This window comes from Paenibacillus sp. J22R3, assembly GCF_056269305.1.
In genome coordinates this window covers 56,997-77,829 of the sequence record NZ_JBWDNS010000002.1, presented here as the reverse complement: position 1 = coordinate 77,829, position 20,833 = coordinate 56,997, and the positions used below count along the sequence as shown (strand labels likewise).

The 20,833-nt window shown below is 47.2% G+C and carries 9 protein-coding genes; 1 reads left to right on the top strand and 8 read right to left on the bottom strand.

Going from position 1 to position 20,833, the window contains the following annotated elements:
* Window position 1 precedes the first annotated feature (1 nt).
* From AC0YN4_RS08695 to AC0YN4_RS08665, 7 genes are all read right to left on the bottom strand, one after another.
* Window positions 2-2,437: a glycoside hydrolase family 38 N-terminal domain-containing protein gene (locus AC0YN4_RS08695; protein ID WP_475835614.1), complete on the bottom strand. Its 2,436-nt coding sequence runs from the start codon at window positions 2,435-2,437 to the stop codon at window positions 2-4.
* Window positions 2,438-2,490: 53 nt separating this feature from the next.
* Window positions 2,491-3,375 carry a carbohydrate ABC transporter permease gene (locus AC0YN4_RS08690; RefSeq protein ID WP_091221767.1) on the bottom strand — a complete coding sequence of 295 codons (885 nt, stop codon included), beginning with the start codon at window positions 3,373-3,375 and terminating at the stop codon, window positions 2,491-2,493.
* A 12-nt stretch (window positions 3,376-3,387) separates the two neighbouring features.
* The gene (locus tag AC0YN4_RS08685; protein WP_475836091.1) at window positions 3,388-4,260 is read right to left on the bottom strand and encodes an ABC transporter permease; all 873 of its coding nucleotides are present in this window, start codon (window positions 4,258-4,260) and stop codon (window positions 3,388-3,390) included.
* Between the two features lie 118 nt (window positions 4,261-4,378).
* A complete protein-coding gene (locus AC0YN4_RS08680) occupies window positions 4,379-6,085 on the bottom strand; it encodes an extracellular solute-binding protein (RefSeq protein WP_475781081.1) in 1,707 nt (568 codons plus the stop codon).
* An 82-nt stretch (window positions 6,086-6,167) separates the two neighbouring features.
* A complete protein-coding gene (locus AC0YN4_RS08675) occupies window positions 6,168-7,853 on the bottom strand; it encodes a response regulator transcription factor (RefSeq protein WP_475781080.1) in 1,686 nt (561 codons plus the stop codon).
* Window positions 7,846-9,600, bottom strand: a complete 1,755-nt coding sequence (locus AC0YN4_RS08670) for a sensor histidine kinase (protein WP_475781079.1) — start codon at window positions 9,598-9,600, stop codon at window positions 7,846-7,848. The genes AC0YN4_RS08675 and AC0YN4_RS08670 overlap by 8 nt, the downstream gene beginning before the upstream one ends.
* A 207-nt stretch (window positions 9,601-9,807) precedes the next feature.
* A complete protein-coding gene (locus AC0YN4_RS08665) occupies window positions 9,808-10,596 on the bottom strand; it encodes an ATP-binding protein (protein ID WP_475836090.1) in 789 nt (262 codons plus the stop codon).
* Window positions 10,597-10,898: 302 nt separating this feature from the next.
* Here AC0YN4_RS08665 and AC0YN4_RS08660 point away from each other — a divergent pair, with 302 nt between their 5' ends.
* A complete protein-coding gene (locus tag AC0YN4_RS08660) occupies window positions 10,899-11,786 on the top strand; it encodes a LysR family transcriptional regulator (protein ID WP_475781077.1) in 888 nt (295 codons plus the stop codon).
* A 100-nt stretch (window positions 11,787-11,886) separates the two neighbouring features.
* Here the strand turns inward: AC0YN4_RS08660 and AC0YN4_RS08655 are convergent, their stop codons facing one another.
* Window positions 11,887-20,829, bottom strand: a complete 8,943-nt coding sequence (locus tag AC0YN4_RS08655) for a S8 family serine peptidase (RefSeq protein WP_475835613.1) — start codon at window positions 20,827-20,829, stop codon at window positions 11,887-11,889.
* Between the last annotated feature and the right edge of the window lie 4 nt (window positions 20,830-20,833).

The following is a 20,833-nucleotide window of genomic DNA, read 5'->3' as shown; positions in this document are numbered from 1 at the left end:
CCTACTCGTCCTCTCCAATGCGCCAAGTGGTCAGTCCTGCGCCCATGGTATGGCAATGCCCAATTGCTTCGGCAGCCGATTTGACATTCTCGCTCCATGCCAAGCTGTAGCGGAACTCATAGAAGCCGCCTAGTGTCGCTTTGAAATTCGTTTCCCAGTAGTTCGTCATCGCCCATATGTAAAGCTCAGGTTTCATTTCTTCTGATTGTTGTGTATGCAGCAAACGTTTGCCGTACTCCAACGTACCCAGCTGCAGAAGCGGCGTATCCGGAGTTGCCAGCATAAGCGAGCCTTTATCACTCACATAAGCAAGTCCTTCTTGGATGCAAGTAAAATCAAGGAGCGAGCCTGGTATTTGGTCTACCCATGGACGAACCAGCGCGCCCGCTTTCTCGATCCAGAGCGTCTCTTCGCGATCCGATCCGGATGTAAACGGCAAGGAGAAATAGACATTTTCCGGTTCCCACACGGAGTCTTTATGAAGCCGAACCGCAACGTCGACACGATTGACTGTCGCAAATACCTTTAAGAACAATGAATAATAGCTTACGCCCGGAAGCTCAAACCGCAGCTCTACGGAACCGAACATCGGTCCGTTTTCCAATAGTTTCACTTTTACGAGGCGCCCGGCCGAACGGCGAACGTTCATCCCTTTCCGATTGCGCCCCATCGAACCGCGAGCCGAAACGCCCGGTGTCACTTCATAAACAGGTGTGAACGCCCCGTGCTTCCTGTCTTCGCGAATCTGTTCTTCCCCGGTCTCTTTGTTGATCCAGGAAATAATGCCTTCCTCTTCCGTCCAGCAAATACGAACAAATGCAGACTCAATCGAAAACTGGTTTGCGATAACGGTGCTCTCCGTTCGACCGCTTGGGAACATGTCATCGACGTCATCAACGCCATCTGTGGCAAGCAGCCGGTAATTATTCGTTGTTTTCGCCTTCGACACATTGGCCGGACGAAGCCTATACGCCTTCTGCTCACCTGGCTCCAGACTAGCTTCGATCGTTACACTTTGATAACCGGGCTGATGAGGAACGACAAGGCCCGTGCTTTCATCGATGATTTCAATACCGTTCTTGAAGATTTCATTCTCGAACCCGTCCCATTCCAATTCCACAAGCTGCCTGGAATGCTGGAGCTCCGTATTCGCTACAAGATAACGGAATGCGCGGCCGGTGTGAAGCAGTGTGCCGCCTTTCGCATTTCGCACTTTATCTAACGCCGAATGAGCCAGACGGCTTCCATTCGCGGCATAAGCAAGCTTACGCACCTCAAGCATTTGAACATTAAAGTGCCATGGCTGATGAACGGAGGTGTGGAATCCCCATGTATGCTCCGCGTACATGACGAGCTGACGCTCAATTTCGTCAAGCTCCCGGCGGCTTACAATACGCTGCTCCGGGTCAAGGCGCTTTACCTTGCGAAGCACGCGTTGACCATCCTTGAAGATTTGCGTATGCATCGGAGTCGAGCCCGCACCATCCGTCCACCAATCCGGCCAATCCCCGGCATGCACAGGAATATCGACTGGCTGACTCTTCACATGCCGGAAAAACTCGCTTAAGGTCGCCATTTGAATCTGTACCTGTTCCCCATGACGAGCATTCCACCTGTTGATGACGTCCATAATCGCTCCGTTCGGCGCCCCGTTGTCCGTCGCAAGGCCCGAGACCGTTACAGGCACGAAATCATATGGATAGTTCTCTTGTTCAAGCAAGCTTAAATAGCGCTCAATCCGTGTATCCATAATTTCATCGTGGTTGCTGACAATCGCCGGCGTATGGAACTCATCGCGAATGATGTAGCTGCCTACGGCATCCGGACACATGCCCAGCTCGTTGCCTAAGAAATAATGATCCCCGTTCCAGACAAGCAATTTCTCTCCTTTTGGCGTCTCCCACCAGAAAGGCGTCTGTTTCTTTCCCAGAGCGAACATGCCGTGATGCGTATGGATACAGGAGAATAAATGCTGCACACCGGAATCCAACAAGCTTTGTCCATAGCCCCAGCTGTAGCCGTTAATGTCAGCGGTCATGGCCGAATCCACGTGCCGGCCAACGTTTCTTCCGTATTCCGCAGCCTTGGAATGAATCGCTTGCAGCAAATCGTAATCGGCGAGCTCTGTCATATTGAGATAGGTCCCGGACAGCTCGATATCGCCGCTGCGAACAGCTTCCGCGAAGTCACGCTTCTCCTCTTCGCTCGCTTCCTCCAGAAACTTCTCCACAGCCCAGAAGGTTTCACACGTCCACTTGAAGCCTATCCACTCCGCTTTCTGCCCTTGCTCGATTTGCTTCGTAATTTGCAGGGCTTGCCGAATGAAATCGACATGGAATTGCTCGATTCTTTCTTGTCTTCTTGTATAGCCGATATCGGTATGAGAATGATGAATGACGAATATACGCCATTTGCGCCCCAACTTTTCCATTTGCATGTTAATATACAGTCCTCTCAGACGAATGAATGATGATTCTAGTGATCCCAGTGCTACTCTTTAACGCTTCCCACAACGATTCCTTTTACGAAGAACCTTTGCAGGAACGGATATACAAGCAAGATCGGCAATGAGCCTACGATAATTTGAGCGGCTTTCGTCGTACGGTCGGAAATCTCGGACATATGCTTCGCCTGCAGCATGCTGATTTTGTTGAAATCGGGTTTGATGATGATCGTCTGCAAATAAGTAGCAAGCGGATATTTGTCCGGTGACTTCATCAGAATCAGCCCGTCAAACCAGGAGTTCCATTGACCGACAAAGGCAAACAACAGGATGGTCGCAATCGATGGCATCGAAATCGGCACAAGAATTCGCCACAATGTCGTCCAATGCGAAGCCCCGTCAATGAATGCGGACTCCTCCAGTTCCTTCGGCAAGCCGCGGAAGAAATTCAGCATGAGAACGGCATTAAACACTTGTACCGCTCCCGGCAGCACTAGTCCCCATATCGAGTTGTCGAGCGAGAACATCTTAATCGTCATATACCAAGGTATAAGTCCGCCGCCGAACAGAACCGTAAACATGAAGTACCACGCGTACAAGGTCCGAAACCGAAAATCCTTCATTTCCTTGGATAAGGGATACGCCAGCAGAATCGTAAAGAACATACTGATCGATACACCAAGAACGCAGCGTTCTATCGAAATAAGGAACGACTTCACAAACTGAGAGTTCGAAAAAATAAACGAGTAAGACGCCACCGTCGCATCTACCGGCCAAAGCTTGACTAGCCCGGCGGACGCGGCAGTGCTGGTGCTGAATGAAATCGCAAGTACATGCACCATCGGAGCCAGACATAAGAGCGATAACAGAATAAGAAAAACATGATTAAATACGCTGAACGTACGGTATTTAAATGACGGACGATGAAACATAGGTTTGTCCCCCTAAAATATGCGATAGTTGGATAGTCGGTACGCGAGCCAATACGAAATGCTGATCAGCAGTAAGGACACGACGGATTTAAACAGTCCCATCGCCGTTGCAACACTGTATTGCGCGTTAACGATACCGGTACGATAGACAAGCGTATCTAATATATCGCCTGTTTCGTATACGGTCGCATTATACAGGGTGAAAATTTGATCGAATCCGGCATTAAGCACATTGCCTAAGCTTAACGTCATCATCAGGATCACAATTGGGAAAATGGACGGAACCGTAATATGCCTGGTTTGCTGCCAGCGTGTAGCGCCATCGATGACAGCCGCTTCATATAAGGACGGGTTCACGCTTGTAATCGCCGCCAGATAGACGATCGTACTGAAGCCGAACTCCTTCCACACATCCGAAATAATCAGAACAGGCCGGAACCAATCATTGCTGCCCAAGAAGAAGATAGGTTCAAAACCCAGACTCTTAATAACTTGGTTAACAATACCTGACTCGGGAGACAAAATGTCAATTAATATCCCACCTAAGATAATCCAGGACAGAAAGTGAGGCAAATAGATCAGCGTCTGAATGCCGCGCTTAATTAACGCGTTTCGAACTTCATTGAGCAGCAGCGCGATCGTAATAGGAACAATCAGACCGACAACAATTTTAATAGAGGCAATGATGAGCGTGTTCTGGATCGCCAGCATCGTATCCGGCATCATGAAAATATATTCAAAGTTATCGAACCCTACCCACTTGGAGTGGAAAAAGCCCATTAACCCCTTGCCTTTAAGGCGAATAAACTTTTGAAAGGCGAGCACGATCCCAACCATAGGGAAGTAACTGAAAATCAGAGCAAAAATAAAGCTGGGAAAAATCATGGCATGCAGCGGAAGTTCCTTTCTCAACCTTCTATACACGGAGGCACCTCCTAGTTTCCCTATAAAAGTAAAGAGAGAGGAGTGAGGGACTCTCCTCTCTCTTTCTATTCACTTCCTATTACTGCTTCGCTGCCCAATCATTCACTTCAGTTGTAATTTGATCGCCGCCCAGCTTCTTCCATTGCTCGACGAACTTATCGAATTCTTCGATAGGGGCAGCGCCCATAATGATTTTGGTAAAGGTTTCATTCTGCAATTTGTCCAGCACGCCTTGTTTCTCAACCATCGTCGGCGTATTGGCGCCTAGGTAACCCGTCGTAAGCAAGGTATCTTTATAACCGGCCAATACCTCGAATGAAGATTCCGTCGGACCTGCTTGGCGATAAGTAGCCCATTGTTCTTGGTCGCCGTTCATAAACGCCGTAATTTTCTCGTACAGCGACTTCTGCTCCGGATTCAACGCAGACGTATCTTTGGATTCCACTGCCCCTTTAACCGCAAGGTAGTTATCCGGAACGTCCTTATTAGGTGCGAATACTTGGAATACCGGGTATTGGAAGAGCTCTGTTCCTTTAGCGGATACGGAGTACTTCGTCCAATCCGCCGTCTGGCCATAAGCGCGTTCCAGCCATAGGTTTAGCATTTTCACGATCACTTCAGGATGCTCGAAGCCATCTTTGGCCACATAATATTCATATACCGGGAAGCCTACGCCAGCAATTGCCGGCTTATCATCTGCGGAAACGATCGGGAACGGCTTCCATTCCATGCCTGGATTTTGTTTTCTGGCATCGTTAAACGGCCAGTAGGAATACCAGTTTGCGCCGAAATAGATCCCTACTTTGTTTTGAGAGATGGATTCAATTACTTTACCGCCATCTTTCACGGCAAACTCTTTATCCAAGAAGCCTGCTTTATACAGCTTCTGAAGCTCCCCTAATGCTGTTTTCATTTCAGGAGCGATGTTTCCGTTCGTCAGCTTACCTGATGCGTCTTTCACCCAAATGCCGGGATATGCGTGGAATCCGTTGTAGAAGCCAGTCAGACCACTAAGCTCTTTGCTGATCGCTAGGCCGAATGTGTCATTCTTGCCGTTCCCGTCCGGGTCCTTGGTCATGAATGCTTCAGAAATTTTGAGCAGCTCATCCATCGTCTTCGGCGGCTGCATGCCCAATTTTTCCATCCAATCTGTACGAATCCACAGAATATCTGCGCTTGTGATGTTTCCGCCGAATTTCGGAATCGCCATCAGTTTGCCATCGAAGGTAGCCGCTTTGAGCGCAAGTCCTCCGTCTTGATTTCCCAATTCCTTCAGCGCAGGCGAAGCGTACTTCTCCCACACCTCTGTTAAATCCTGAATTTGCTCGCCTTCTACCAGCTGGTTCATCTGCTTCGTAGTGACGCCGAATACATCCGGAATGTCATTAGAAGCGATGGAAATATCTAATTTATTGCTATCACCGCTCGGGTCGCCCAGCCAATCGTACTCAAGTTTAATGCCTAGAGCGCTTTCATATTCTCTAGTCCAAACATTATTCTCATTCGTATCGCCATTCTCAAAGCGATCTGCCGGGAGGGCCATACGAACCGAATGTACGGTAATAGGCGGATCGTATTTTCCGAATGGGTCAACCGTGCCTTCAGCGTCCGTGTTGGTCGATGTCTTGTTTGTATTTGCGCTGTTATTTGCGGTTGTCGATTCACTGTCTGTCGACTGCTTCGAAGCTTCATTGCCCGCATTGTTATTTCCCCCGCATGCCGAAAGCATAAGCGAAGTTGTAAGTAAGCAAGCGGCGAAGAGTGTAATCCGTTCCTTTCTTGCCATTTCGTAAACCCCCTAGGTTTGAATGTTTTGCTCACAAGTTGATTATAAGTAGACGAAGGGGCGGCCAGCTATTCGCCATTCTTTACTTTGCACTCGCATTTCTAGACATCACGACACTATCTCGATATTCCTGCGGTGTCATCTGCAAGGCCTTCCGGAAGAAGCGGAAGAACGATTGCTCCGATAAGAAACCGACAGAAGTAGAAATTTCATGGATTTTCAAGCGATTTTCTTCCAGCAGTTCTTTGGTTTTCGCAAGCCTCGCCGACATAATATAGTCGGACAAGCCTTCATTCGTGACTTGCTTGTATAATCGAGATAGATACGAAGGATTGTGTCCAACCACATCACCGATGCGATTAAGCGTCAAATCCCCTGCTATGTTCTGTTGAACATAACGCTGCACCATCCGAATCACATCATGCTCCTGATTTCCTTTGCCTGCCTGTTTGTGCTCAAACAGCGCTTCCGCCAGCTTATAGAAATAATCCACTACTTCCTTCCAGTTATCATGACAATCAAGGGCGGTCATTTTACCCAAATTGACTCGGCCTCCAACCTCACTCTGAACTTCCCAGCGGTTGATATAAGATAAGAAGATGGAGACGAGCGTGAAATAAACTTCCGTCTTTATTGCATTCTTAGCAGCCGCGCACGCTGTCAACGCTGTCATAATGCCAACATATTCAGCAATAAATTGCTCCTTCTGCCCGTTCTCCAGCAAGGTATGCAGTAAATTCAGCTTCTTGAGCTGCTTTCGTTGATCATGCTCTATTTGATCGGCTGAGGTAATGGTTATGGTTGGCTCTATAAGCAGCAGCTGCTGACTTAGCCCAAGCCCCCGGTTTAGGAGCTGCTGCAAATGCTCAAATTGCTCCGATATGCGATCCCACGCCTTGAACGAAGCGCCAATGGCAATGGATAGATTCAGCTTGAGCAAGACACTGCAAGAATCTTGCATCATCTCTGCCGTTCCCTTAAGAAAAATAAGACATCGCTGTTCCAGCTCGGCAAGCTCGGCGGCTGACAGGGTTCCCGTCTGCTCTTCGGGCTGAATCAGCCATAACAGCTTTGTTTTTCTCTCAAAATCAAACGAAATGAATTGCACCTTCGCCGCCAGATATTCCTTCGCAATGTTCTGAATGGCAAATAGATATAACGATTTGTCAAAAGGACGCGTGTCTTCCTTCCAATTGTCTATCCTGCCGATCATAGCAACGACAGGTTTAGTAGGATCAAGTTCAATGTCAGCTTCCTCAAAGCTTCGGCTCAGCGCGCCGTTTGCAAGCGTCCCCCCTTGTACAAGCTCCATAAGCAGCTCTTTCTGCAGCAATGGTGTTATCGCTTGCATCTGCTGCTTCGATTTAGCAATATACGCTTCAGCCTCGACCGCTTCTGATAGAGCCGTCAGTGCTTTCTGAACGGAAGCGACGATCGCCTCTTCTCCTTCAGTCTTTAATAAGTAATCGACGCCTCCGTTACGCATCGCTTCGTGGATATAATCAAAATCGTTGTAGCCCGTTAGAAAAATCACCTTACATCGCGGCCAATATTTGATAATTTCGCGATGGAGCTCTAAGCCGTTCATGCCCGGCATTCGAATATCCGACAAAACAATATCGATTTTAACCGTTCGCATACAGCCGAGCGCTTCCGCAGAGGAGTAGGCGCTAAGCAGCTCCAATTCAGGAATGGCCTGTCTTTCAAACAAATCGAGAACACTTTCTACGATAAATGGTTCATTGTCAACAATGAGTAATCTATACAACCTTCTCAACCCCCTTAGCAGATAATCTCATCTCCACCCGAACGCCACCCTCTGCTCCTCGAGACACAGATAGTCCATACTGCTCGCCATATCTTAATTTTAGGCGTCGATGCACGTTCAGAATACCGGTGGATTCTTTCTCCAGAACATGGGATTGTATCCGATTTCGCAAGTCATCAAGACCCGCTTCCGAAATGTTCTCCCCATTGTCCTCCACTTTAATCAATAAGTCTTCGTCCTCTATTTCAAACCTTATTGAAAGCAAGCCATTCGAAACCTTGTCTTCCAGACCATGCACATAGGCGTTTTCAATAACGGGCTGCAGAATAAGCCTAGGAACAGGCACCTTCTTGAACGCCTCCGGCAGCTCCTCCCATTCCACTCTGATTTGTCTGGAGAAACGCAGTGTCTGTATCTCTGTATAAGCCTTTGAGTGGTGTACCTCTTGATCGAGCGTGACGGTTTCATTTCCCGTTCGAGTAATGAATTTGAAATAGTCTCCGAGGTGTTGAATAAGCTGTTCCGCCGTTTCAATATTGCGCATCCGAACAAGTCCCTGCAGCATAAAGAAGCTATTGTATAGAAAATGCGGATTAATCTGAGACTGCAGCTGTTTAAGCTCCGCTTGTTGGGAACGAATCCGCTCCTCATAAACCTCACCGATCAGCTTATGCAACTGGCTAACCATGGCATTGAATTGTCCGTATAAGTATTTGAATTCGTCGCTGTAGTTATGGTCAATCTCTACCTGCAAATCCCCCTTTTCCACCCTGCGAAAAGAAGTGACAAGCCGTTTGAGCGGCCGATGAATTAAGCGGAAGATCCAATAAGAAAATGCAACGATAATAATGGTGGATAGAATAGACAACAGCCATAGAAATTTACGGTAAGTATCCAGTGGTCCCAACACTTCATCAGCAGGAATATACACAACTAAATAGGTGTCCAGAAGCTTCGAGTATTCGTACGTAATCAAGTAATTCATGCCGTTCATGTTGATGTTGCCTTGATCACTCGATCTTCCGCTAATAGCCGGGTTGTTTAGGAACTTCCTCAACTCAGGCGAGATTTGATCGTTTTTCCCATCCGAAAATGTCCAATTCTGTTGCACATTAATAAAGGAGGCGCCAGCCCCATCCATGTCGACGATTTGACGAAGCGTTTCCTGAATCTTCTTCGTGGATAGATCGACTCCAAGCGCAATCGTCAAAGGCAGCTTCTGAAACGGATCGGGATATACTTCACTCAGAAAGAGCCCCTTCTCCCAGTACGTGATCTTCGATCCGGAGCGTCCTGACATTTTTAGAGCGTTTAGCTCGTCTGACGGAATGTGATTGTCGTAGCTGTTAGAGAATATCCCTCTCTCCATGGAAGGAATGTATACCTTGACATTGTCGACGTATAAACTAGATGTTTTCAGTAAATTTAGCCTGTCTTTCACTTTAAGAATCGTCTGAACTCTTGTGTAATCGTCCATATCCGCGGCGATCGTTCGAATTTTGAGAAAATCTTCGTTGAAAATAAGCTCTTTATTGATCTGGATAATACGAGCCATTTCGCTCTCAAACGAACTCATATAGAAATGGACATTCGTTAGGACGGATTGCGACAATTCCTCTCGCATGTTCTTCTCGGCGGATTGGATGATAAAGATGCTAATGCTAAAAATCGGAATGATTACGACTAGAAATGATAGCAGCAGCTTTGTAAAAATACCCGCTTTAAACGGCGCTTTGAATATACTCATGCTGATCCCCCGAACTCATTGTAATAGCATTGTTGGACGTACTGGAGTTAGACAAAGGTAATAACATTCTATATCTCATGGAAATTCCCTCCCTAATCCAGGGTAATTGATGTAAGGAACATGTCGAATCCTGCGTAAATACAAAAAAAAGCACTTCCACAACAGGGGCAGTGCCTTCTACATGAATGATTCTTCTGTTGCAGCCAATTAGATGACGGTATGCAATCTCACCGAGAAAAAGAAATTGATCCCCTCCCCTTCCTCGCTATGAAAGCCTATTGACCCGTCCATCATTTCAACTAGTTTCTTACTGATTACCAGACCAAGCCCAGATCCCCCGAACCTCCGGGTTGTGGACATGTCGGCTTGGGTGAACGCACGAAACAGCTGATTTTGACTGTCTGCTGCAATGCCGATTCCTGTATCCTTTACGTCAAAACGAAGCGTCGTTGTATGCTCTTCTGCAGCCAATGCACGTACGGAAACGGAAACCTCCCCTGCACCCGTAAACTTAATGGCATTGTTCGTTAAGTTCAGCAAGATCTGAGTTAAACGAAATGAATCGCCTTTCAACTTCTTCGGTACGCTGTGATGGGCGGAAAAGCACAGCTTAAGCCCTTTGTCGTAAGCTTTAAAGCTGACCATATCGGAAACCGTGCCAAGTACTTCATATAAATCAAAATCGGCATATTCTAGCTGAATCTTCCCGGCCTCGATATTCGAAAAATCCAAAATATCATTAAACGTAACCAGCAAGGCTTTGGCCGATTTGGTCGATTTATCTACGTAGTCCTTCTGCTGATCAGTCAGCTTGCTTCGCTGCAGCAGATAGTTAAGACCCATGATCGCGTTCATCGGCGTACGAAATTCATGACTAATATTCGCCATGAATTGGCTTTTTGCCCGATTCGCCGATTCTGCGCTTTCCTTAGACTCTATAAGCTGTACATTCTTTCTCTCTAACTCCTGTTGAACGCTACGCAACCTTGAGAACATAAATAGCAAGAATATAACGAGCAGCAGAATTACTGTTGCAGCCAGATACATAGTCCCTGATACGACTGACATGATTTTCAACCAAGCTGATATCTCCACTGCTCTGTTACCCCTCGTGTTGTCCAGATACCCCTTTTACAAATCGACAACTTTTTTTTCATTGCTATAACAAATTCGATCTAATTATAGGGATAATGAGAAATAATGTATAATACTTAAATTGATATCTGTTATAGATCCGAAGCTATCAAATTCATGTTATACGCATCATATGGATGATCAATCGTAGGAGGATATCACAGTTGGAGCTGCTTCAATTGCAATACTTTGTAACAACGGCCAAACTAGAACAGATGACCAAGGCAGCGGAGATTTTACAAATCGCCCAGCCCTCACTGAGCCGAACAATCTCCAGACTGGAGGAGCATTTCGGCGTCCCCTTATTCGACCGACAAGGCCGCACGATCCGCTTAAACGCATATGGAAAGGTGCTTCTTAGGCGGGTCGAACATGCCTTTCAGGAGCTGGAGGAAGCCGAGCGGGAAATTCGGGACATGTCCGGATTAGACCTGGGAATCATCACGCTTGCAGTCTCCCTAACGAACCTCTTGCCGGAAATGCTTGGCGCATTCTTGCAGCTGCATCCGAATGTGAACTTTCGTCAAATCGTAGAGCCTACAGATGTCATGAACCAAATGCTCGAAAACGGAGAAATCGATATGTGTCTTACGTTTGCGAGGATGGAAGGGGCTGATATCGAGTGTGAGCTGCTGCGAACGGAAGAAATCCATCTGTTCGTGCCCGATCATCATCCTTTATTCGGACGTGATAGCGTCTCGTTAAATGATCTGAAACAGGAAACGTTCATTGGATTACATACCGGGTACTGGTTCAGGAATCTGACAGACCGCTTGTCTATGAATGCTGCCGGCTTTACTCCCCGGACGACGATTGAGGTTGATGATGTAGATGCGGTGCTGCTGTTGTTGAAAAAAGGACATGGCATTGCTTTCGCTCCTGATTTGGCTTGGCGAACAAGAATGGATCTAACACCGAACAGGATAAAAATAACAGATCTCGGTGGCAGCATATCTCTGCGCCTTGCTTGGTCCAGAAAGCATTATTTGTCCTCTGCAGCTCAGAAGTTTCGTGAGTTTGTTATCGATTACTTCAAGAGTCTTGAATGGTGAACGCCTATAAAATAAAAAGGTACGGTCTCCTCATTGTTCATGAGTGTGACCGTACTTCTTTATTTTTCAGTGACCGTTTGAACGGAACACTTTCTATTACTTATTGATCGTGAGAAGCCGCTTCAATATCATTGAATGCCCAATGAGAAGCCGCGACGTCAGACCAAGTCGGCTGAACAACCGGTACCGTGACCGTGCGGCCAAGATAACGGTTCATCATGACGACAGCTTCAGCGCGGGTCAAGGATTGATCCGGTTTGAACGTTCCGTCTTGGTAACCCTTAATGATAGTTGCCGCTGAGGCTTGCTGAATGGCTGCCTCTGCCCAGTGACCGGAAATATCCGTAAACCGGCTTGCTGCAGCTGGCTCAGCATTCCCCAACAAACGTGCGATAATTGCAGCCAATTCCGCGCGGGTAATCTCTTGATTGCCGCGGAATGTGCCATCTTCGTAACCCTTCATGAGTCCCATTTGAGTTACGGCCGCAATGACATCATGCGCCCAGTAGTCTGCAGCAACATCCTTGAATGTAATCGCTGCGCCTGTTGCTGGCTTATTCGCAATCGTTGCCAGAATCTTAGCCGCTTCAGCACGCGTAATTTTCCCTTCAGGCTTAAAGGTGCCGTCTGGATATCCGTTTACATAAGCCTTCGCTGTGACACTGAAGTACTTATCTATGCCATCGACTTTCACGACGGAGAACGTACTGAACTTGTGCGTTGTGAACTGAATGCCCAGCTGTCCGTTATCCAATTTCACAACCTTGCCTTGAACAAGCTCCTTCGTGCCGTCGCTGTGCTCGATGTAGATCGCAAGATCTTTGGCTTGATCGGCCGTTAGATTTACCAGTGGCAATGTAAGCGTGACAGGCTTATTCTGAAGCTGCGTGTCGATTTCGATCGGCTGACCGATGATCGAAATCTCGCTGCCGCCAGTGATTTCTTTCATGATCGGCAGGTTCTTCGCATTGTCGGTTACTTCGTGTTTCTTCTCATCGCTCGCAAGGTGAACCGTAAAGGTTACATCCCCGGAAGCATTGGTTAATGATTCACTTGGAATGTTGACTTCCACGCCCATGACCGAGATAATAAGATCTTTCTTCGCATGAGCCAGTTCTTGTACCGCATCCTTAGGAAGCGATACTTTAATGTTCGTTACGCCGGCCGTATCAGGAATGATAATTTTTACTGCTCCCGTTGCTGCGTCTGCAATTGCTTTAACCGCTTGCTCAGGAGTAAGTTTCGCCTCAATTCCCTTCGTTCCATCCGGCAATGTGATTTCTTTGATATCCGCTTCCGCAGACCCTTGTGGAGGCGTGATTGGCGTTCCACCGCCAACGACTACAATCGGATTCCACTTTGCATACAATCTTGTAGTTGCCGTTACTTTATCGGTTGTAAAGTTCCAAGCCTGCGTGACGCCTGCATCTTTATACCAACCGCCAAAGATGTAACCCGGGTTTGTCGGAGCATCAGGAGCCGTAATGAGCGTGTTGTGCTCAGCTACAACGCTCTCTGCTAAGTCTCCGTTTTGCTTATCGAAAGTAACGGTGTACTTAGCGATCGCCCATTTCCCGTAAACCGTCTTCGCCGAATAGATGGAGCTTGTGAAATCCCAAGGAATCGTACGCTCTTCATCCGCAAACCAAGTCGGATCATAGCCGACTACAACCGGCGGCGTAATTCTGCGAACAACAATTTGGTCTTGAATTGCTTCAAATGGAGCATCATCTGGCATGACGAAATGAATCAGATAGCCAATAATGACCTTTTGGATAACCGTTACATCCGCATACTCGGTTGCACTGATACTGATGCTGTAATCCCCTGCTTTTGTGAATAGGCTCTTATCCAATGTAATCGTTCCTGCAGCAGCGTCTACAGTGTATTTCGATGCAGGGACAATAGATCCCGCAACCTTAATGCCTGTAATTGCTTTTGCCCAATCAGAGTCGCTGAATTCAAGCGTCATCGCATTGCCAAGAGCATTATCTGTCGTGTCGGTCGTTACAAGTGATGTTGCCAATGCATATTTAGCGTAGAGCGTTTTTGATCCCGTAACAATGCTAGTAAAATCAAACGGCGTCGTTAATTGCGCGTTCGTATACCAGCCTGTGAACTTAAAGCCAACCTTAGCCGGATCAGCTGGTTTCGTTACACGCGAATCAACAACCTGAGACGCGACAGCCTCTCCGCCGTTGGACTCGAATGTAATCATGTGACCAACAATTTGATCTGTGACAACTGCATCTACGTAGCCTTCTGATACGATCGTCACATTGATCTTTTGACCAACCGTAAACAAAGATTTATCAAGCGTAATGGCATTGGCCGAAATCTTATAATCCGTATCCTTAACCAATGTTTTGGAGCCAATGCTAACGGATTTAATATTCGATTTCCATTTGCCGTCATCCGTAAAGGATAACGTAATGTCACTGCCAACGATATTGTTAGAAGTATCCTTCACTACCGTTGGAGGCGTCTTAATCCAGCACATGTAGTAAGTCGCATTATCCGTCAAGTAGATACCATTACTTTGGGAAATCGGTGACGTATTTCCGGCAGTGCCTGCAGCATCCAGATAAAGCGTTGGGCTGACGGAAAGATTGCCATTGGTTACATGTTTCATGGCATTCGACATATCCGGCGCGAATGCTTTTCCGTTTACAACCGCGTCGAAGAAATAGCTGTCGTTTATGCTATTTAACGCTCCGCCGTTCAAATCAATGTGGCGTCTGTAGCCGAGTTTTACATCCGGAATTTGGATCGCCTGATTCGTAGAATCAGCCGGTGTAATGGTTACCTTATATCCTCGATACGGGCTGCCAAAGGATAAGCTTGTCGCTGCGCTGAATGCAAATTTCTCGCTCGGATGCGCGGTTGCATAGGCCTCTGTAGCCGTCTTAAAGGATAGCGTTCCATTGCCGCTCTCGAGCAAGAATTCGTACGTGCTTGGATCGAGCGTATAAGTGGTAGGCGTCGTCTCAGTAGTGCCATCGCTCTTAATCTTATAGTAAGAAGCTTCGATCTTCGCGATATTCACCTTGTTCGACAACCACGAAACGTTCGTTGTAACGTCCGGAATGCTGATTTTCAGGGGTCCTTCTCCGAGCACCCAGCCCATTCCGTTTACACTCGAATTTGTACCGTCGAACTTATAGCCATTCGGCTTCGCTTGATCAACAGGCGAATAGTTCTGCGAAACATTCATTTGCCATTTCGCATAAACCGTCTTATCGCCAGTCAACCAATCGTTTGGATCCCACTGTTTCGTACCTTCTGGATCATTATACCAACCAATAAAGGTGTATCCAGCTCTAGTTGCACTTGGATTTTTCAATCCGCCAACGTACGCACCGTTAAAGAGGTAGTCTGCTCCGTTTCTTGTTTTGGACGGATTGAAGCCCACCGCGATCGGTGCAACCGGAGCTCCACCTTGCGTATCGAAGTTAACGCTGTATCCAACCGCTTGTCCCGTCCCGCCATTCGCATCTAATCCAGCGGTCACGAGCGGGTAAATCGTACCGTCATCGCCTGTCGAACTGATTTCAAATTTATACAGTTGTGGCAAATCATTCGTTCCGCCGGGCTCAATAGGCGATGTAGGGCTAACTGCAGCCGCATTCGTCTTGAATAGTCCGGCCTTAAATGTAATTTGTCCTGGCGTACTGATGTCGTAATACTTATTGCCGCTGCCATCCGTATTATCCGTGATATCGACTCCAGCTGCGAAATTCGCTGTCTTCACGACGATTTTATTAATGCCGCTGCGCCATTTCGGATCATCGGTAAAGGTTAACGTTAGATCTTTGCCTAGATGCGCTTTGGACGGATCCGTCACCAATGGAATGACAGGCGTCGCAATTGGCGTTGCGGCAATTGAGAAGCTCGTATCCACATCTTTATATCCATCAGCTATGATCTTTACCTTATACGTACCCGCTGTAGCAAACAACGATCCTGACAGCGTAATTTTGGACGGTACGAAAATTCGGCCTTTTTGTGGATCGAAGTACGTATATCCTTCTGAAATATTTAATTTCTCGGAAGGCACATCTTTAAACACGTTGCTTCCAAGTTGAAGCTGAACCCTCGTAATTGCATTTCTCCAAACAACGTCGTCCATGAAGACGGAGCTGCTTGGAATTAAAGTAATATTAGAGCCGTTCTTCAACTCATCCAACGTCGGCAGCGTCGTTACGGATGTCTGCTGTCTTGGACCTGCAAAATTAAGCTTTTGAGTGATTTTCGTAATATCGTCGCCGGCCGCTAACGTAAGTGGCGGGAAATAGGCCGGATACTGATCCGTATAGGACGACTTTATGATCACTTCATTCGTTAATGTGAGCTGCGGAGTTGGAAGCGTCTTACCTGCCGCTTTCGCGCTCTCATTGACTTTGCCAAAGTTTTTGAAAATATAGTAGAAGTCATTGTAATCAATCGCCCAACCGCTAATGGACAGCGGGTTGACCCAGTAAATATCCTTGCTTCTGTTCTGGGCCAGGAAAGTCTGTCTGACCAGTTTGGAATCTCCCATATCGGTCTTGGCCTTATATTCAACATAAGCCTTGATCTCTTCAATAACATCCTTCATGTCGATTACATCATCGCCATTGACATCTCCACCTAATAATGACGGTGTCTGATAGGATGGGTGATCGTAAGAGTAGCCCGATTGATAGCCATAGCGAATGTAACCGATAACAGGCGTTGTTACATAACCCTTGAAATGTCCCGGCATGCTGATTTCAACGTTGTACGGCGCTGTGCTGACACCCATCGAGACAGCGTACGTACCGGAAGTATTACCTGCATATTCAATCGTGTTTCCTACCGCTGTAGGCTGATCTGTTGTATATTTCGTTCCATGCTCATCCGTAACCGTAACCGAAGCCCCAGATGCCACCGTGACATTCTTAAAGCTCCCGCTTAGCGAATTTTCTAGGAACGACTCCGCGAATAGACCGCCAGTCATCATAGAAGTCGGCTGTTTCACATAGACCATATTTGTTGGGAATGCGGGAAGCGTCTTGTCGCTGCCGCCAAATGTTAGCTTGGACTCCGTAACCACATAGTTTTCCCATCCAACATATGGAAGTGGATACGTATAGTTCACATCGGCTTCCAAAATGTTCATATCCGCTTCAATAGCGCCGTTCGCGCTAATCCCTGATATCGTAATATCTGTGGAAATGCCACCTTTGTGTGAATCAGAATATGGCTCTCCTTCGTGCAGAACCGCAGTCGTGTCAATTCCTTTGCTCTGAAGATAAGCCTTATACTCCGGTGCCAGCCTGATATTGCTGAACGTATAGAGTTTACTATTATTAATAGTAAACGATCCGCCCGACATGCCAATACCATTCTTGGTCGCGATTGTCGCTTTGAACGTTTTGCCCGGTTCTACGACAACCTTGCCTTGGCTTTCCAGTTCAGCGTCTACACCGTTTGATGATGTAACCGTTACATATGGAGAGCCTTTCTTGATGAAATAATACTGCTTTTTCGTAGTTAACAGATCACCGGCATTTGCATAGTCGACCGGATAGATAAAGAATTCACTGCCTTGTTCTCTAATATCCTCAGGCGTTAGGCCGAAATGGAAGCGGCCTTGCGCATCTGTACGGAACAATGTCGTCGGGAATGTACCGTCTTGATAGCCCCAGACAACGTTCAGTGCCTGATCGATAGGCGCAGGCGCATTGGGATCATCAAGACTCGGAACCGAGGTTTCACCGTTATTCTTCATCACTTCGATATTCGAATCGTAAATCGTGCCATAGAAAGACTTAATCTCTTGTCCAGGCTGATAGCCTGTAGAGTCGATCTCATAAATCCCTGGCTTTGAATCTTCATCCATCGTAATCGTTGGTGCTTGATAATCAACATAGAGCGTGTCTTCAGCTGTATAGTGACCTCCGGCAGTGTCTGTTGCGATTATCTCTACGGAATAAGCGCCTTCCTTCATTACAGCTGCCGTCGTTGCTATGCCGGAGCGATCAAGCGTGCCATCAAATTCCTTTGTAAATGGTAAATAAAGTCCGCCTGTCAGCAGTAAGAGTGGGCCGTAAATGACACCGGGACCTGCAGCGTCGACAGCCTGTACATCTTGAGCCAATCCCAAATAATTGCCATCTTTATCTTTTAATACAATATAGATGTTCTCCATTGCGCTATTAACAGAGAAGTTGTACAGCGAGGTTCCTGGCCCCATATTATTAGGGTTATAGTTTCCTGTATAGCGCTCTGACAGTGTCATCGCTTTGACAGTCAAATTAAAATCGATTCCTTTTACGGAAACGGTAATTGTAAACGGAATACGATACGATTCCGTCTCGTCATCGGCATTCACAACCCTGATATAACCCTCATAAGTGCCGTCTAATGCATTGGCCGGAACTGTAATTTGAGCCGTTGTTTTCACCGAGCTGCCGGCGCCTACCTGAACGGAAGAAGTTTCCGAACCGTCAGCAGAGAATGCAATGGTTACATCATTGCCTGTGCCCGGTCCAACTTGATTCGATTTCGCGAACTTCGTCGAAATGAACGATGTGCTCAGATGAAACGTTTTGCTGCCTGTTCCCCTATTGACAACATTGAAGTCCTTCGACTGAATGACGTCATCAGAGCCAACAGCTGCTCCTTCTCCCCGTCCTTTAAATCCGAAGAACAGACTTCCGTTCAGATGATCAAGTACTTTCTGCGTCGTTTGATCTCCTGCAGTACCGTAGGTAACAGCTTTGTCCAGGACTTGAATTTTAACATTCGCTTTAACAGCGCGTGCAGGATCAACGCGTCCTGCGCCGACTTGGTATACGCTGTACGTGAGCGAGCTTGTATTGACGTCTTTCGCTGTGTTCATTAACGCAGTCTTGATGTCTGCCGGCGTATAATCCGGATGAGCCGCCAATACGAGCGCTGCAATACCTGCAACGTGCGGCGACGCCATTGAAGTGCCGGACATCGGCATGTAAGCATACGAATAATCTTTGGTTTCTACGTCTGCTTGCGGTGTCCAAACATCATAAGGGACAGTAGACATAATATCTACACCGGGTGCAACAACGTCCGGCTTTATTTCCCAGTTCTTGACTGGACCTGTCGAACTAAAGGACGCCAACTCATCCCCATTCTTGATATATGGCGCATCAAGCTTAGCTGGGAAAGAAAGAGTCGCTGCACTAGGGTTCGCTTGAACGGCTGCCGAAAGCGCTTCACCCTGTACTCTGGTCAATGAAATCGCGTAGACATGAGACAGCTTTGAGCCTAAGAACGTAGATACATAGCCTTGGGTATCCGGATCGTCAGCGTTATTCCAAAGAACCAACCCTGCAGCGCCTGCTTCTACGGCGTTCGCCATTTTTTGCGTCATATATTCGCCGCCGCGTTTAACGAGCGCTAATTTTCCTGTCATATCCAATCCTGCATAATCGGCCATCGTACCTGCACCGACATCAACGATCGGCAAGGTTTGCCCTGACAATTCATCGTCTGCCTGTGTGTAGGATTTACCAAACAATCGAACTTGGTAGGACCCTGATCCACTTTGGACGGTCATGACCGGTATCTCTCCCGGTATCGAGCTTGCACCAACTGTAATCGCAAGCGGCGATGTACCAGGGGAACCTAAGGTTGCTACACCCGGTCCTGAGTTACCTGCGGAAATGGCGCATGTAACACCCATCAGCGAAGCATTGTTAATGGCAATGCTTGTTGGATAGTACGGGTCATTAATAGGCGCGCCAAGAGATAGATTGATGACATCCATATCATCTTTTACAGCTTGATCGATCCCGTTCAGAACAGAATCCGATGTACCGTGACCGCCAGGTCCTAATACACGATAGCCGTAAATGGCAGCATCCGGCGCTACGCCATTAGCTGACAATTGTGCGTTATTATCGGTTGTACGAGCAGCAATTGTACCCGATACATGCGTTCCATGTTCAGTAATATATTTCTTGTAATCCGCTGGAGCCGCTCCTTCGAAAGGATTCGGATGAGCTTTAGCGTAAAGCCAATCGTCGTATATCGTTTCCATCGGATCAAGGTCATCCGTATAGATAATATTTCCGTCGGAATCGACTGTATTGTTGACAAAGTCATGTCCGCCTGCGTATACATCCTTTAGATCCGGGTGATTGTAATCAATCCCTGTATCCAATACGCCGACCTTTACTCGCTGGCCTTCACGGTCACCGGATTTAATGATCCCTGTATGACCTTCTGCTTGAAGCAGATCGACTCCCATCAAACGCAGACCAGTAGTAGGATGGCCTGCGGATGAATCCGTTAATTCGGTCATGTCGATCTCAGTATCATCAACAGCTGCACCATCAGTTGCACCATCAGTTGCACCGTCTGTTGCACCTTCTGAACTTCCTTCGGAATCGTCTATCACCGGCTCAGATTCATCCGACGCCTCGTATTCAACAACAGACCACACGGAAGCAACCAGAGGACTATCAGCAACCTGGGTTAATAGATTTGCAGGAAGAGACAGCGCAACGCCATTAAACGCTTCCGAGTACTCTCTCGAGATTCTCATGTTCGAGCTGACAGCTCTGCCGCCAACGATTTGCGGCTTTACTTGCGTATTAATAAAGTTTTTAAATTCGGCATGAGAAGCTTCGACCTTTTGCTGCGCCGACGCGTAATCACCCTCGAACGCTTGGCCCGTTACAGCAGCGCCGCCATTGGCCAATAATTGCTTGATGATTTGGATTTTGGCGGGATCTATTTTGAATTGAACGATCACATTGAGATTCTTGTTACTGCGTAAATCCTTCGGATCAACATGGAGTTTCTGGGAAGTGTCTGCTCCAGTGAGTTTATTGATGCTTCCCTTCTGCTCAGGAGTAAGACCGTCAAGAATACGGTTTACTTCCTCTGCACTGAATGTCCCGCTTGTTTCACTTTGCTGGCTCTGCTCAGCAGCATGCGCATGCATTAAGTTTTGAGGCAACGCACCGCTTAGAAGTATCGAGCCTAGCGCTAAGAGAGTTGCAGTTCTCTTCGCTTGTTTCATCCTCTTACCCATGTAA

Excerpts from the sequence above, each read along its gene's own strand:
- AC0YN4_RS08695 (WP_475835614.1), bottom strand. The coding sequence starts at position 2,437 with ATGCAAATGGAAAAGTTGGGGCGCAAATGGCGTATATTCGTCATTCAT.
- AC0YN4_RS08690 (WP_091221767.1), bottom strand. The coding sequence starts at position 3,375 with ATGTTTCATCGTCCGTCATTTAAATACCGTACGTTCAGCGTATTTAAT.
- AC0YN4_RS08685 (WP_475836091.1), bottom strand. The coding sequence starts at position 4,260 with ATGATTTTTCCCAGCTTTATTTTTGCTCTGATTTTCAGTTACTTCCCT.
- AC0YN4_RS08680 (WP_475781081.1), bottom strand. The coding sequence starts at position 6,085 with ATGGCAAGAAAGGAACGGATTACACTCTTCGCCGCTTGCTTACTTACA.
- AC0YN4_RS08670 (WP_475781079.1), bottom strand. The coding sequence starts at position 9,600 with ATGAGTATATTCAAAGCGCCGTTTAAAGCGGGTATTTTTACAAAGCTG.
- AC0YN4_RS08665 (WP_475836090.1), bottom strand. The coding sequence starts at position 10,596 with ATGTTCTCAAGGTTGCGTAGCGTTCAACAGGAGTTAGAGAGAAAGAAT.
- AC0YN4_RS08655 (WP_475835613.1), bottom strand. The coding sequence starts at position 20,829 with ATGGGTAAGAGGATGAAACAAGCGAAGAGAACTGCAACTCTCTTAGCG.